This is a genomic window from Shewanella sp. Koi 1 (genome assembly GCF_052907445.1).
Genome location: NZ_JBREJM010000001.1, coordinates 3,500,021 through 3,515,331, shown reverse-complemented (window position 1 = coordinate 3,515,331; position 15,311 = coordinate 3,500,021). Strand labels below are relative to the sequence as shown.

The following is a 15,311-nucleotide window of genomic DNA, read 5'->3' as shown; positions in this document are numbered from 1 at the left end:
TTATTGTTAATCTGTGGATTGATAATAAAGCGCTAGGTGAAAGTGTTTTTATCTAAATAACAGATATGCGTACTGTATGATTCCGTCTTTATTAACATGCCAGCCTAATAATAGGGTAGCGTCCTCGCTTGCTCGTGTTTCTTCACTGATATTCCTTAACGCTCGACTACAAAACGTTCGCCATACGTTAACGTCAGTCATTTCTCTTATTCTGTCGAGTGTAATTGTGAGTGCGGCCAGTTTATTTATGGCGCCGACTCACGCCGATGACACAGAGCTTTATGTTTTCGAAGCGTCCGCCCGTAATGGCTCGCGTCCACAGGTGCTGATTATTTTCGACAACTCGGGCAGCATGAGCAGTCTCGCCTATGATGTCGAGGCGCCCTACGAGAATAAGCGCGGTGTAAATTATGCCCAATCGGGTAATTTATTCTATAGCCGAGGCTCATCGGAAAACGAGGCTGCGCCCAACCCTAATTCAGGGCGGGAAAAACGTAAGTTCAAAGGGGCTCTCAATGGCTGCGAAAGCTCATGGGAATATCTGAATCGTTACGGCACCTTTACGGGGTTCTTTAGGGAATATGGTTTTTCGGGAAGCTCGGGGTCTTGGAGAGAGTTTTCAGAGCTTAACGGCAGTTCCATTTCCGCCGTCGACTGTTTTGAGGATATTCAGGAAAACAAGTTCGGTAACGCGGCAGGTGAAGCTCAAGGTTTACCCGTGGATAGCTTAGGGACGGCGAGCAAACCGGTTCGTTACACTAAAGCCAGTATTAACTCGTCAGACAGTGTAAAGTCCGCGGCCAAGGCGAAGGCGGAAAAGACCGCGTTTGGTACTGGTAAAGTGGTTACCGTCTATACCGAAGATTACTTAAACTGGCTGCATGGTCCTAAAACTAGGGTCAATAAAACGCGACTGGCCTTGGCTAAAGATGCCATTGAAAGTGTGATTTTAACCACGCCGGGTGTGGATTTTGGTCTAGCGATTTTCAATATGAATGGCCCCTATGATGGGCAGCGTGACGGTGGGCGGATTATCTCTGGGATTAAGCCGATGTCCGCTGCAGCTAAAATTGATCTGCTCAAAGGGGTTAATGGCATTAACTATGCTCAAAATACTCCCTTATGCGAAACCCTCTATGAGGCGTACCGCTATTTCGGCGGGCAGAGTCAGTATTTTGGTGACGACGACAGCGATTACCATTATTACGACCGCTGGGGGCGCTATCAGGGGACTTACGAAGCGAACGTCAACCCTTTTACCGATCCCAATGCATTGGTAAAGTTTACAAATAACTATAACTCGCCCTTCAAACCTTGCCAAAACGACGCCTATATCATCTATATCACCGATGGTGAACCCACCTTGGATAACGCGGCCGATGGTTTGGTGGAGCAGTTAACCAAAGGTGTGGGAAAACATACCTCAAGCCCCGTCAGTTACCTCAGTGCACTTTCGGGCTGGATGAGAAACGAAGACGTCAATCCTAATTCTGCGGGTAAACAAACCGTTAGAACCTTTACCATCGGCTTTAGTGAAGGTGCCGCCAGTGCCGAACATTTGCTGAAGCAGACCGCCGAAAATGGCGGAGGTAAGTATTTCGATGCGACCGATGCCAGTAAATTACGTCCTTCATTACAAACGGCCCTGAACAATATCCTCGAAAAAAATGCCAGCTTTACCTCTCCTTCGGTGGCGAGTAATAACTTTAACCGAACACAAACCTTTGATTCCGCTTATTACTCTATGTTTTTGCCGAACAAAGGACCGAGATGGTTAGGCAATATCAAGAAATTTAAGGTGACCAGTAGTGGTGATGTTGTCGATAGCAAAGGCAACAATGCGATAGGTGAAGATGGCAACATCAAAGCCGAGGCCTGCTCCTATTGGACCTCGGCCGAAGAGTGTGGTGCGAGTGGCGATGGTAACGATGTGAAGCGGGGTGGTGTGCTAGGTGCAATGCAGCAGGCGAGTAGTCGCACCTTGTACAGTAATTTAGGCACGGGATTAAGCCCGTTTACCCTGTCGAATGCCTCTCGCAAAGCGGGGGGCGATGCCCGTTTGGCCTTGTATATGGGGGTCGATGAAACTGAGCTTAGCGAGCATTTTGATTGGGCCAAGGGCATCGATGTCGATAATGACAAGAATCAGGACCTTAGTGCCGCGAGTGGCGCAACCCCCAATTGGCGCGCCGATATTATGGGGGATGCTTTACATTCCAAACCCTTAGCACTCAATTTTGGCTCTGAAGATCAGCCCGATATTCGGATTATCGTGGGGACTAACCATGGGTTCCTGCATATGTTCAAGGATGAAGGCGATAGCGTGTCTGAGACTTGGGGTTTTATCCCCTATGAGTTGCTGCCGAATTTTCGCGATCTGAAGGCGAACGCGCCAACGGGCGTGCACTCGGTATACGGTATTGATGGCTCGCCAGTCGCTTACACCAAAATGCAGGGCAAACGTATTGAAAAAGCGTGGGTGTTTGTGGGGATGCGCCGTGGGGGAAATGCTTATTATGCCCTCGATATCACCTCCCCCGATAATCCTACTTTTATGTGGAGGATTGATGCTAGTTCTCCGGGAATGGGCGAGTTGGGTCAATCCTGGTCGACGCCTGTCGTCACCACGATTCCGAGTGCCACTGGGGATAAACCCGTGCTCATCTTCGGTGCGGGATATACCCCCGCGACTAAGGATGGCGCCGAGATTGGCAGTGACGATAGCCAAGGCCGAGGCGTGTTTATTGTCGACGCCGAAACGGGTGCGTTAATCCATCAATTTGGTGGCAGTGGCGCAAACACCCAACTGCCAGGGATTGGCAACAGTATTCCGAGCAGCGTTGCCGTGTTAGACGGTAATGGTGATGGAAGAACGGATAGGATCTATGCCACAGACACACAAGGGAATGTGTGGCGAATGGACATGCCTACGGCAAATACCTCGACCTGGTCGGGATTTAAATTTGCCGCATTAGGGGATAGGAGTTCGGTGGCAAGTGACAGACGATTCTTCTCCGGCCCCACGGTCGCGCAGACCATAATCACCAATACCTTCGAGTTGACTCAGGTGGTCAACGGAAAATCGACCAAGACAGTGACGAAGCAGAATATTCCCTACGATGCCGTAGTGGTGGGTAGTGGTCACAGGGCAAAACCTAACGATGTGTCCCGTTCGGATATGTTTTTTGCCTTGCAAGATAGGAATGTTGTGACCCAATCATTCCAAGGTAAGTCTAATCAAAAGCCAGTGCCGAGTGCCTTAACCTTAAGTGATTTATACGATGTGACTACGGCGGCGCCAAGCAACCAAGCTAGCGAAATCGCCTTTGGCAAAAAACGGGGTTGGTACTATCAGTTCCCTCTGAAAGGTCAAAAGAGCCTTTCGTCTGCAATTATTGTTGGCGGTGCTGTCCAGTTTACTAGCTTTGCGCCTGGCAGTGATGCTTCGGAGGACCAATGTTTAAGTTCGGGTAGGGGATTTCTTCATAAGAGAAATTTACAGAAGGGAACAAATGGTTACAGAACCGATTTCTTATATGCCGGTGAACTGGTTTTGGATACGCCACAATTGGTCATCCCCCCCGCTGCGCAGCCCGATGATCCCAATACACAGCCCGATGCTCCGAATGCTAAAGCTCCTACGCAGGATATGTTTTTGATTGGGATTGGTAAGGCAGTGCCTGAGGAGGCGACCTGCGAGAGTGGTAATCCTAAGTGTATCGGCAGTTGGCCAAAGGCTCGTAAGATTTACTATTACGTAGATCAATGATGCAAAGCCTTAACAAATCAATATGAGTGATAGCTTAATGATGAAATATGGTGCATTTTGTTTGTTGCTGTTATGGGGGCTTCAATGGCCTGCAATGGCGGCAGAAAAAGAGAAACGACAGGATTACAAATGCTATTTAGAAACGAATCAAGGAGCTAAATTGATGCGTTTCTCCTGGTTTGAATCTAAAGCCGAGCAGTATCAACTGTCTTTACCCGGAACAAAATTGCCCCGTTTACCACAGGATAAACCGATAGCGCTCTATGTTAAGACGGTGCTGGAATGCGTGAAAAAGACGGAGAGTTTTACCCTCGAAGAGGCCAAGCAGGCCGAGCTTTCTCCTGAAAATCAAGATTGACCGGTTTTCTAAGTATTTAAAAAACCTAGAAAATCGCTTTGTGCTCAGGACTAAAATATTACGCCTTAGGTAGTAAACTTCCTAAGGCGTATGCTTTTAAACACCAACTTGATAAGAAAGCTGCCGATTAGGATAGCTGCTCTTTCAGATATTCAAGCCACTTCGAGGGTTGACCGTAAAAGCGGCTGTGATTGAGAAGCTTTAAGTGACCTTCACTGGTCTCTAGCGCCACGGAGGGAAACCCTTGGGCGCCGAGCTGATTCATTAATGCTCGTGAAGCGATGATATGTTGATAAAGGGCTTCTTCATTTTCGGCGTATTCTCGGGCAAAGGCGGCGCCATCTATGCCCAATTTTTCCGCTAAAAGATGCAGGTTATTTTCATCGCTTGCGCACTTGCCATCACGATAATGGCCGAGCTGCATCGCATGCAAGTATGCTAAGTCATCGCCACCTAAGGCAGTCACTGCGAGTAACGCCCTGATGGGCAGCGCCGAATCCAATAGGATACTCGTGTCACGCAATAGGCCTTCGTAGTAGTTTTCACCAAAGACTTGTCCGGTTAGTGCGGCAATACGTTGATCATGGGGCATGACATAGTCGCGCCATTGATTATCAATCTGTTTGCGTCTTGGCCCTGTGAGCATGCCGCCTGCGTGGAGTTTGATGCTAAATCCGGCAGCGGCTGCGGCATCAAACAGCGGTGCGGCGGCATAACACCAACCGCACAGAGGGTCGATAATGGCGTGTAAAACGGCCTGTGGATTTTCAATGGTATTCATGGGGACTTCCTATAAAACGGGCTGAACTGAGTTGTACTGAGCTTTGGCTTGAGTGCTAACCGATGCTTACATCAGAATGAATGGGGCAGGGAATACCGTGCCCCGATGCGTTTACATGGGCCAGCGCATTTCGCCCATAATCACTTTAGCGCTGATCTCAAGGCCCACATCGCTGGGGATTTGTGGGTAGAGTGCAAGCATCTTGGCAATTAAGTCCGCAGAATTTTTTGCTGTTTTAGCTGCATTTTCAAAGGCATGAATATAGTCGCGGGTAAAGCTAATTGAACGCTGATCAAATCTTGCCTTGCCAAGATAATGGCCCGGGATCACTGTTTCGGGGGAGAGGGCGCTCATTTTATCTAAATGGGCTAACCAAGCCCGGCGAGACTCGATACTTTGGGTATCAGCTATCCAAACATGGGTATTATCAAATACTTCAACTCCGCCAGTGATGGTCTTAGCCGAAGGTACCCATAGGAAGGTATGCTTAGGATGTGCATCCTCTAGACCTTCAATCAGCACTTGTTCACCGTCGATACTAAAGCTATTGGTTGTCACCACCTTTGGCAGCACTAATTGGCTCGGCGCATTGTCCTTTAAGATCGGTCCCCAGTAGGCGAGTTTGCCTTCCATTGAGGCTTTAATATCATCGACCGTGGTTTGGGTGGCGACGATTTCTACCTCGGGGAAGTTTTGCTTAATCACATCCAACCCAAAGTAAAAGTCTGGATCGCTGTGGCTGATATAAACCAAGGTGAGTTTTTTACCGCTGGCTTTAATGGTATCTACTAAGGTTTGGGCATCATTTTTTTGGAACTGAGCATCGACCAACATCATTTCATGCTCGCCACTGATAAAGCTGGAGGATACGGCAAAGATGCTGTTTTCACCCGGATTAAAATGGCTCACTTGCAAAGGTGCGGCATGCGCCGTAGCCATTCCTGCCACAAGCATTGCAGCGGCGAATTGGGGTTTGAAGCTGGCTAAGCTTAGGTTATTCAATAGTGTCATTTCAGTTCTCACTTATTCATTCAAATAGGCATTCGGTGATTTGCACTGCTGCAAAAGTGAGCTTAGTTTAGGTTGCAAAAAACGTTAGATAAACACGGAAAATTGCGCTTATTTGTTGCATAATTCGGACGAATTGGCGTTGAAAGCCGAGAATCTAGTGCAAGCTAATCAACAAGGGGCGAATAAACCATGGATAGACTCGAAGCGGCAAAGGTGTTTGTGACTATTGTTAAACGGGGGAGCATGATTGGTGCTGCCGAGGCGTTAGATATGTCGCGCTCCATGGTGACCCGTTATTTGGCAGAGATGGAAGAATGGTCGGGCGCCCGTTTATTGCACCGCTCTACAAGACGTTTGAGCCTGACCGATGCGGGTGAACAAGTGCTCGATTATTGTCAGCGTTTACTTGAGTTGGCGCAGGAAGTCCCCGCCGTCAGTCATGCTCAGAGTGCCCAGCCCCGAGGGTTACTGCGGATCAGCTGCTCGCAATTTATGGCGCATTTACTCCTCCCCAGCGTCGTGCGTTCTTATTTAGCCCAATACCCGCAGGCGAGTGTGAACTTTCATGTGACGAGTCAAACCGTTGATTTAGTGGCTGAACGAATCGATCTTGCCATTCGTATCACCAACGAACTCGACCCTACGCTTATCGCCAGACGTTTAGGCGAGTGTGAGTCTGTGGTGTGCGCGGCACCGAGTTATCTTGCCAGCCATTCGGCCATCACGCATCCCGAGGATTTAACTCGGCATAACTGCCTAACCTATTCCTACTTTGGCGATGTGATGTGGCGATTCACTCAAACGCCTATCGCCGCGAAGGCAACGTCAACGCAGGAAGTCGGGCAGATATTCAATATTCCGGTGAAGGGCAACCTAAGTGCCAATGACTCTATGGTGGTGCTAAATGCCACCTTGGCGGGGGAGGGAATTGCCATGCAGCCCCTGTGGGCGGCTAAACCGCACCTCGATTCGGGGGCATTAGTGCCATTGCTGCGGGAATTTAAACCTCAATCCCTAGGCGTGTACGGGGTGTATCAATCCCGCAAACATATGCAGCCCGCATTAAGGGTGATGATGGATATGCTAGTGCAGCATTTTAATGGGGCAATTTAAGGGTGTGATCTTGAATGCGCGACTTGCGCTTGCATCTCTATGAGATAACGGTGACAGGGTTGCGTTGTTCGTTCGACTTTGTCCCTCGGTTTACGTCACTTTGGAATCGTTAATCAACCCCAGCTCCTTCCTTCGATTTATATTTTGCGTCATACGCTTAAACCCCATTGCGGCTATTTTCTGTTCAGCTATATTGGTTGGGATATTTTTGTTTTAAATGTGCAACTTAGGCCCCATCCTCCCTTGCTGAGCAGACGATATGAGCGAAGATATTAAAGATCACAAAGAAATTACCCGCGCGAATATTCGCGTTAATCCCAGCTCGATGTGCCCTTTTTGGCGATGAATACCCTAGCGGCCATCATCGCCAGCTACGGACTCTTGGCCAACAGCGCCGCGGTGGTCATTGGCGCCATGATTGTCGCTATGCTGTTTTCCCCCATTTTAGGCTTGGCATTAGGACTGGTTGAAGGGGAAAAGTTGCTAGTTCGCCATGCCATTAAAAGTTTAATCGTGGGGAGTATTCTGGTTTATTTCACCGCCTTTTTAATTGGCTTTCTGCATTCCGATATTCCCATCACGCCGGAGATCATGGCGAGAACGGCACCAAACTTTCTCGATTTAATGGTCGCGTTTGCGGGTGGTGCGGCGGGCGCCTATGCGACTATTTCGCCGCGCTTAAGTACTTCCTTTGTGGGGGTAGCGATTGCTACTGCATTAGTGCCGCCCCTGTGTGCCTCGGCGATATTGCTAGGTCATGGTAATTTTGAACTCGCCCGTGGTGCCTTCTTACTGACGTTTACCAACATAGTCGCCATCCAATTTGTGTCCTCCGTGGTGCTGTGGTTGAACGGTTTCCACGGATTTTATTTTTGGCAAAAAAGCTCGTTGTGGGAGTTGCTGAAACGTAACTTCATCACATTGATTCTGCTGATCATTTTGATTATTGCCCTCAGCGTGAATCTGCATAATGTGGTGGCAAGACAACTGTATGAAAGCAAAGTGACTCGCATTGTGAGTGAGCAGCTACTCAAGTTCCCCAATATGCGGTTGATTAAAGTCGGCATTGAGGAAGAGGCGAGTCAATGGATAGTGCGGGTCACCGTTGGCGGCATTAAAAAACCAGATGCCAGCTTTGTGCGACTACTGGAGAGTGAGTTGACGCAGACGGGGCAAGTAAAACCGGCGACCGTGCGCGTACGTTACTTTCAGGTCGATGTGATTGACCGCGATGGTGATGTGAAAGCGATTCAGGAACAGGATTAGTCGGCATAACCTTTTGTGCATAAAAGAAAAGCCCCGCAATTGCGGGGCTTATTTGTACCTGTAAACGCATCGCGCTTACTTAGTCATACGCTTGTATTTTAAGCGGTGTGGCTCAACCACATCGGCACCATAGGTGTTCTTCAACCACGCCGAGTATTCGGTGTAGTTACCTTCGTAGAAGTTCACTTGGCCTTCGTCGCGGTAGTCCAGAATATGGGTCGCGATACGGTCTAAGAACCAACGGTCGTGCGAGATCACCATAGCGCAACCTGGGAATTCGAGAATCGCTTCTTCCAGTGCGCGCAGGGTTTCAACGTCTAAGTCGTTGGTAGGTTCGTCGAGGAGCAGTACGTTACCGCCAGCCTGCAACAGTTTAGCTAAGTGAACACGGTTGCGCTCACCGCCCGACAGCGTGCCAATCACCTTTTGCTGATCCGCACCACGGAAGTTGAAGCGGCCCACATAGGCGCGGCTTGGGATTTCCATGTTGTTGATACGCATGATGTCTTGACCACCGGAAATTTCTTGCCAAATGGTGTTCTTGTCATTCATTGAATCGCGGAACTGTTCAACCGACGCCAGTTGCACGGTTTCACCCAGTTCGATGGTGCCGCTATCAGGCTGCTCGCTGCCAGACAGCATGCGGAACAGGGTCGATTTACCTGCACCGTTGGCACCGATAATACCGACGATCGCGCCCTTAGGAATGGAGAACGACAGGTTATCGATCAGAACGCGGTCACCGTAGGATTTGGTTAAGTTCTTCACTTCGATGACTTTGTCACCTAAACGCGGTCCGGGCGGAATAAACAGCTCGTTGGTTTCGTTACGTTTTTGGTAATCAGTGGTGTTCAGCTCTTCGAAGCGCGCCATACGGGCTTTGCCCTTAGACTGACGGCCTTTCGCGCCTTGGCGAACCCATTCTAATTCTTTCGCAATGGTCTTTTGACGCGCGCTTTCTGCGGCAGATTCCTGCTTCAAGCGAGCATCCTTTTGCTCAAGCCATGAAGAGTAGTTGCCTTCCCATGGGATACCCTCACCACGGTCAAGTTCTAAAATCCAGCCCGCAGCATTGTCGAGGAAGTAACGGTCGTGGGTAATCGCCACAACTGTGCCCGAGTATTCCTGCAGGAAGTGCTCGAGCCAAGCGACTGATTCGGCGTCCAAGTGGTTGGTGGGTTCGTCGAGTAGCAGCATCTCTGGTTTTTCCAGCAGCAGACGACAAATTGCCACACGGCGGCGCTCACCACCCGATAAGACTTCAATCTTTTCATCCCAATCTGGCAGACGCAGGGCATTTGCCGCACGCTCAAGGATGTTGTCCAAATTGTGGGCGTCCTGCGCCTGAATGATGGCTTCGAGTTCGCCTTGCTCTTTGGCAAGCGCGTCGAAGTCCGCATCGGGATCGGCGTAAGCCGCATAGACTTCGTCTAAGCGTTTGAGGGCATTTTTGGCTTCAGAAACCGCTTCTTCAATCGCTTCACGCACGGTTTGCGTCGGATCGAGTTTCGGTTCCTGTGGTAGATAACCAATCTTCAGACCAGGCATTGGACGCGCTTCACCCTCAATCTCGGTATCGATACCGGCCATGATGCGCAGTAGGGTGGATTTACCTGAACCGTTAAGACCTAACACACCGATCTTAGCGCCGGGGAAAAAGCTTAAGGAAATGTCTTTAAGGATCTGCTTCTTAGGAGGAACAACCTTGCCCACCCGCAGCATGCTGTAAACAAACTGAGCCATTTTTCTGCATCTATAAGTGACTAATGATGCGGCTAATTCTACTCGATTGCGCGCCGAACTCAACTCGGCATTGAGGCGAGTTCAAGGTAAAACTGTAGGATTTTCATGTTTCAGAGACTGGGATTGTCGGCTCGTTACGAGTAGAATACCGCGCAACCCTACCTACAAGAATTGGCAGCTGGAGTAAGCAATGCTGAAAAAAGATATGAATATCGCAGATTATGATCCGGAACTGTTCAACGCAATTCAGAACGAAACTCTGCGTCAAGAAGAGCATATTGAGCTGATTGCTTCTGAAAACTACACCAGTCCACGCGTGATGCAAGCGCAAGGTTCACAATTAACCAACAAGTACGCCGAAGGTTATCCTGGCAAGCGTTACTACGGTGGTTGTGAGTATGTGGACGTAGTTGAAACCTTAGCGATTGAGCGTGCAAAACAACTGTTTGGTGCGACTTACGCAAACGTGCAACCTCACTCAGGTTCTCAAGCAAACAGCGCCGTTTACATGGCATTGTTAAAACCAGGCGATACTGTTTTAGGTATGAACCTCGCTCACGGTGGTCACTTGACCCACGGTTCGCCAGTAAACTTCTCCGGTAGACTGTACAACATCATTCCTTACGGCATCGATGAATCAGGTAAGATCGACTATGACGAAATGGAACGTCTGGCGGTTGAACATAAGCCTAAGATGATGATCGGTGGTTTCTCTGCTTACTCAGGCATCGTTGACTGGGCAAGAATGCGCGAAATCGCAGACAAAATCGGTGCTTACCTGTTTGTCGACATGGCGCACGTTGCGGGTCTTATCGCCGCTGGTGTGTATCCAAACCCAGTGCCACATGCGCACGTTGTGACCTCTACTACTCACAAGACCTTAGCCGGTCCTCGTGGCGGTATCATTCTGTCTGCTGCCGATGATGAAGAGCTATACAAAAAGCTGAACTCTGCGGTATTCCCAGGCGGTCAAGGCGGTCCTTTGATGCACGTTATCGCGGGTAAAGCGGTAGCCTTCAAAGAAGCTTTAGAGCCAGAGTTCAAAGCTTACCAACAACAAGTGGTTAAGAATGCTAAAGCCATGGTTGAAGTGTTCTTAGAGCGCGGTTACAAGATCGTTTCTGGCGGTACTGACAACCACTTAATGCTGGTGGACTTAATCGGTCGCGACCTGACGGGTAAAGAAGCCGATGCCGCTTTAGGTAGCGCGAACATCACAGTAAACAAAAACTCTGTGCCAAATGACCCACGTTCTCCATTCGTGACCTCTGGTGTGCGTATCGGTACGCCTGCGATCACTCGCCGCGGCTTTAAAGAAGCTGAAGCGAAAGAGTTAACCGGTTGGATCTGTGACATCCTCGACGATGCCCACAACCCAGCAGTCATCGAGCGCGTAAAAGGCCAAGTATTGGCACTGTGCGCCCGTTTCCCTGTTTACGGTTAATTCGTTAATTTATCTGAATATGAAGGCTGAGTTCACAACTGCTTAGGGTGTCACTCTTAGGTGGTTAACCTCAGCCGATAAATAGGATAAAATCCCATGGCCGCATTAAGCGGCCATTTTTATTGCTAAAATCTTAGACTTAAACCCGCTCGGTTTAAGCGAGAAACAGCGAAAGCCATAGGCTTTATTCCATTCACGGCAGGAGGCTCAATGCATTGTCCATTTTGCAGCGCGACAGATACTAAAGTGATCGATTCCCGATTAGTGGCGGAAGGCCATCAAGTGCGTCGTCGCCGAGAATGCACCGAATGCCACGAAAGATTTACTACCTTCGAAGGGGCAGAATTAGTCATGCCACGGGTGATTAAACGCGATGGTACGCGCCAACCCTTCGATGAAGAAAAGCTGCAAGCAGGTATGTTACGCGCGGTCGAAAAGCGCCCCGTGTCTATGGATGAAATCGAGCAGGCCTTAAGTAAAATCAAGTCAACGCTGCGGGCTACTGGCGAGCGCGAAGTGCCATCCGAGATGATAGGTAACTTGATGATGGAACAGTTAATGAGCCTAGATAAGGTTGCCTATATTCGTTTTGCCTCGGTTTATCGCGCCTTTGAAGACGTCTCCGAATTTGGGGAGGCGATTGCGAAACTGCAAAAGTAATGTGGGTTATCTTAAGTTAGTGCTTAGGTTAGCGCCTCGTTATACGCCGCATTCGGGCACGCTTCCTCAAGATTTCATAGGGTTTATATGAATTGGTCAGAACTCGATAACCAGATGATGAGCCGAGCCATACAACTGGCTCGCAAAGGATTTTATACCACTCGCCCCAATCCTAGTGTGGGCTGCGTTATCGTAAAAGATAATCAGATTGTCGGTGAAGGTTATCATCAAAAAGCCGGCGAGCCCCACGCCGAGGTGCATGCACTGCGGATGGCTGGCGAGCTTGCCCGTGGCGCGACCGCCTATGTCACCTTAGAGCCTTGCAGCCATTATGGCCGCACACCGCCGTGTGCCTTGGCGTTGATCAACATAGGTGTAAAACGAGTCGTGGTGGCGGTTGAAGATCCCAATCCGCAGGTCGGTGGCCGCGGTATTCAAATGCTGCGCGATGCGGGCATTGAAGTGGATGTTGGCTTGCACCGCGACGAAGCTTACGCTTTAAATCTTGGTTTTATGAAGCGCATGGAATCAGGCCTACCTTGGGTGACGGTAAAGCTTGCCGCGAGCCTCGATGGTAAAACCGCGTTATCAAACGGTGTGTCTAAATGGATCACTGGCTCCGAAGCTCGCCGCGATGTGCAGCGCTTACGTTTACGCGCCTGCGCACTAGTGACAGGGATTGAAACTGTGCTAGCCGATGACCCTTCGCTCAATGTGCGTTACTCAGAACTTGGCAGCCTTAGCTCACTATTGAGTGAAGCGCAGATTTTACAACCGCTGCGGGTGATTTTAGACAGTCGTTGCCGGATGCCGATTACGGCAGCCTTGCTTGCGATTGAATCGCCGATGTTATTAGTCTCAACTGAGCCTTACTCGCCAGCCTTTGTAGAGCAGTTGCCTGCCCATGTGACTTGTCTTCAATTACCGGCGATTGATGGTCGAATCTCGCTGCCAGCACTCTTAAGCTATTTAGGCAAAAGCTGTAATCAGGTGCTTATCGAAGCGGGCGCGACCTTAGCCGGCGCCTTTATCGGTGCAGGATTAGCCGATGAGTTAGTGCTGTATCAAGCGATGAAAATCCTTGGCGCACAGGGACGTAATCTACTCGAATTACCCGATTATCAAATGATGGCCGATATTCCGACCCTCAAACTGGTCGATGAGCGTAAAGTGGGCGCGGATACGCGTTTCACCTTGAGGCTCACGTCCAATCCATCTTTAGCGAATAAGTGAGTTAACCATGTTTACTGGGATTATTGAGGCCGTTGGCACGCTGCGAAAGCTTGAACGTAAAGGCGATGATATTCGTTTGACGGTCGCCAGTGGCAAACTGGATTTAAGCGATGTGCGTTTAGGCGACAGTATCGCCACCAATGGGGTGTGTTTGACTGTGGTTCAGCAATTAGCCGATGGCTATGTGGCGGATGTGTCGGCTGAAACAGTCAGTCTCACAGGCTTTGCTAACTATAAAGTCGGCACTAAGGTTAATCTTGAAAAAGCCGTTACCCCGACAACTCGCCTCGGCGGGCATATGGTGAGCGGCCATGTGGATGGCATTGCCACCGTAGAGCAGCGTCTTGCTCGTGGGCAAGCAATCGAATTTTGGTTAGCGGCGCCTGCGGAGCTGGCTCGCTACATCGCCCATAAAGGTTCTATCACCATCGATGGCGTGAGCCTGACGGTAAATGAAGTCGATGGACACCGTTTCCGATTAACCATAGTGCCCCATACTGCGGGTGAAACCACGCTGGTAGATTTGAAAGCTGGCGATAAGGTTAATATTGAAGTGGATTTAATCGCCCGCTATTTAGAGCGTTTAATGCGCTTTGATACTAAAGAAAATCAAGGCGGTGGGGTGACCATGGAAATGTTAGCCCGTGCTGGCTTTGTGCGTTAGGGCACTGGCACTTAGCTCACTTAGGTATAGAATTTCATAACAACAGTAAAATCATAAAGGTCCTACAATGGCGCTGCACAGTATAGAAGAGATCATCGAGGATATTCGTCAAGGCAAAATGGTTATTTTGATGGATGACGAAGACAGAGAAAACGAAGGCGACCTGATTATGGCGGCCGAGCTGGTCACGCCTGAAGCGATTAACTTTATGGCGAAATACGGTCGTGGACTCATCTGCCAAACGATGACTAAAGCCCGTTGCCAGCAGTTAAACCTGCCCTTGATGGTGACTAATAATAATGCGCAGTTCTCGACTAACTTTACGGTATCGATTGAAGCGGCAGAAGGCGTAACCACTGGTATTTCGGCCCACGATCGCGCCGTAACGGTAAAAGCTGCCGTGGCTAAAGATGCCAAGGCATCGGATTTAGTGCAGCCGGGTCATATCTTCCCATTAATGGCGCAGGACGGCGGCGTGTTAACCCGCGCAGGTCACACGGAAGCGGGTTGTGATTTAGCCCGTTTAGCGGGGCTTGAGCCATCGGGAGTGATTGTTGAGATCCTCAATGAAGACGGCACTATGGCCCGTCGCCCCGATTTAGAGATTTTCTCCGAATTACATGGGATTAAAATCGGCACTATTGCGGCGCTTATCGAATACCGCAACACCAAAGAAACCACAGTCGTGCGCGAAGCCAAATGTAAACTGCCAACCCGCTTTGGCGAGTTCGACATGGTGACCTTTAGGGACACTATCGACAATCAACTGCACTTTGCCTTAGTGAAGGGCGAGGTGAAGCCAGATTGTTTAGTGCGCGTACACTTACAAAATACCTTCAACGATTTACTCCACTCAGAGCGCGATCAGCAGCGTAGCTGGCCGCTTGAAAAAGCCATGGAGCGTATTTCTGCCGAAGGTGGTGTGTTGGTGTTGCTGGGCAACCAAGAGCATCCCTGTGAAATCCTCTCTAAAGTCAAAGCCTTTGAGGCAGAAGATCAAGGTCAAGCGCCAGCCTCTGCAAAATGGCAAGGCACTTCACGGCGCGTGGGTGTGGGCTCGCAAATCCTTGCCAGCCTTGGGGTGACCAAAATGCGCCTCTTGAGCTCGCCTAAGCGTTATCACTCGCTCTCGGGCTTTGGTCTTGAAGTGACTGAATACGTGGCGGAGTAACAGGCTGAGCTTGTTAGACGTTGCACTAAGGTAAAATTAATCATTTGTATAATTTGCATAGGGCTGTGGGCGATTGACTGTGGTATCATGTCGCCACT

12 protein-coding genes are annotated in these 15,311 nt (G+C 49.6%); 9 read left to right on the top strand and 3 right to left on the bottom strand.

What is annotated here, in order from left to right:
• Positions 1-76 precede the first annotated feature (76 nt).
• Entirely contained in the window at positions 77-3,769 is a 3,693-nt protein-coding gene (locus ACUZ8J_RS15555) for a pilus assembly protein (protein ID WP_446694305.1), read from the top strand.
• 22 nt (positions 3,770-3,791) lie between these two features.
• Positions 3,792-4,127, top strand: a complete 336-nt coding sequence (locus ACUZ8J_RS15550) for a TapY2 family type IVa secretion system protein (RefSeq protein ID WP_446694304.1) — start codon at positions 3,792-3,794, stop codon at positions 4,125-4,127.
• Between the two features lie 127 nt (positions 4,128-4,254).
• On the opposite strand, the gene ACUZ8J_RS15545 is transcribed toward ACUZ8J_RS15550, so the two are convergent.
• Both ACUZ8J_RS15545 and ACUZ8J_RS15540 read right to left on the bottom strand, forming a co-directional pair.
• Positions 4,255-4,908, bottom strand: coding sequence for a DsbA family protein (locus ACUZ8J_RS15545; protein WP_446694303.1), 654 nt, complete (start codon positions 4,906-4,908; stop codon positions 4,255-4,257).
• A 111-nt stretch (positions 4,909-5,019) separates the two neighbouring features.
• A complete protein-coding gene (locus ACUZ8J_RS15540; protein ID WP_446694302.1) occupies positions 5,020-5,919 on the bottom strand; it encodes an MBL fold metallo-hydrolase in 900 nt (299 codons plus the stop codon).
• Positions 5,920-6,108: 189 nt separating this feature from the next.
• Between ACUZ8J_RS15540 and ACUZ8J_RS15535 the strand changes: the two genes are divergently transcribed.
• Positions 6,109-7,032 (top strand): LysR substrate-binding domain-containing protein, encoded by a 924-nt coding sequence (locus ACUZ8J_RS15535; protein WP_446694301.1) that lies wholly within the window; start codon positions 6,109-6,111, stop codon positions 7,030-7,032.
• Between the two features lie 342 nt (positions 7,033-7,374).
• On the top strand, positions 7,375-8,298 hold the full coding sequence (locus tag ACUZ8J_RS15530; protein WP_446694949.1) for a TIGR00341 family protein: 924 nt from the start codon (positions 7,375-7,377) through the stop codon (positions 8,296-8,298).
• A gap of 75 nt (positions 8,299-8,373) precedes the next feature.
• Here the strand turns inward: ACUZ8J_RS15530 and ettA are convergent, their stop codons facing one another.
• Entirely contained in the window at positions 8,374-10,041 is a 1,668-nt protein-coding gene (ettA, locus tag ACUZ8J_RS15525) for an energy-dependent translational throttle protein EttA (protein ID WP_011621884.1), read from the bottom strand.
• 190 nt (positions 10,042-10,231) lie between these two features.
• Here ettA and glyA point away from each other — a divergent pair, with 190 nt between their 5' ends.
• The 5 genes from glyA to ribBA all read left to right on the top strand — a co-directional run bounded on the left by glyA (position 10,232) and on the right by ribBA (position 15,213).
• Positions 10,232-11,485: a serine hydroxymethyltransferase gene (gene glyA, locus ACUZ8J_RS15520; protein ID WP_011625551.1), complete on the top strand. Its 1,254-nt coding sequence runs from the start codon at positions 10,232-10,234 to the stop codon at positions 11,483-11,485.
• A gap of 210 nt (positions 11,486-11,695) precedes the next feature.
• Positions 11,696-12,145, top strand: a complete 450-nt coding sequence (gene nrdR, locus ACUZ8J_RS15515; protein WP_011073317.1) for a transcriptional regulator NrdR — start codon at positions 11,696-11,698, stop codon at positions 12,143-12,145.
• A gap of 87 nt (positions 12,146-12,232) precedes the next feature.
• Positions 12,233-13,378, top strand: a complete 1,146-nt coding sequence (gene ribD / locus ACUZ8J_RS15510; RefSeq protein ID WP_446694300.1) for a bifunctional diaminohydroxyphosphoribosylaminopyrimidine deaminase/5-amino-6-(5-phosphoribosylamino)uracil reductase RibD — start codon at positions 12,233-12,235, stop codon at positions 13,376-13,378.
• A 7-nt stretch (positions 13,379-13,385) separates the two neighbouring features.
• Positions 13,386-14,042 (top strand): riboflavin synthase, encoded by a 657-nt coding sequence (locus ACUZ8J_RS15505; RefSeq protein ID WP_086904359.1) that lies wholly within the window; start codon positions 13,386-13,388, stop codon positions 14,040-14,042.
• A 67-nt stretch (positions 14,043-14,109) separates the two neighbouring features.
• Entirely contained in the window at positions 14,110-15,213 is a 1,104-nt protein-coding gene (gene ribBA, locus ACUZ8J_RS15500) for a bifunctional 3,4-dihydroxy-2-butanone-4-phosphate synthase/GTP cyclohydrolase II (protein ID WP_011621888.1), read from the top strand.
• The last annotated feature ends 98 nt before the right edge of the window (positions 15,214-15,311 follow it).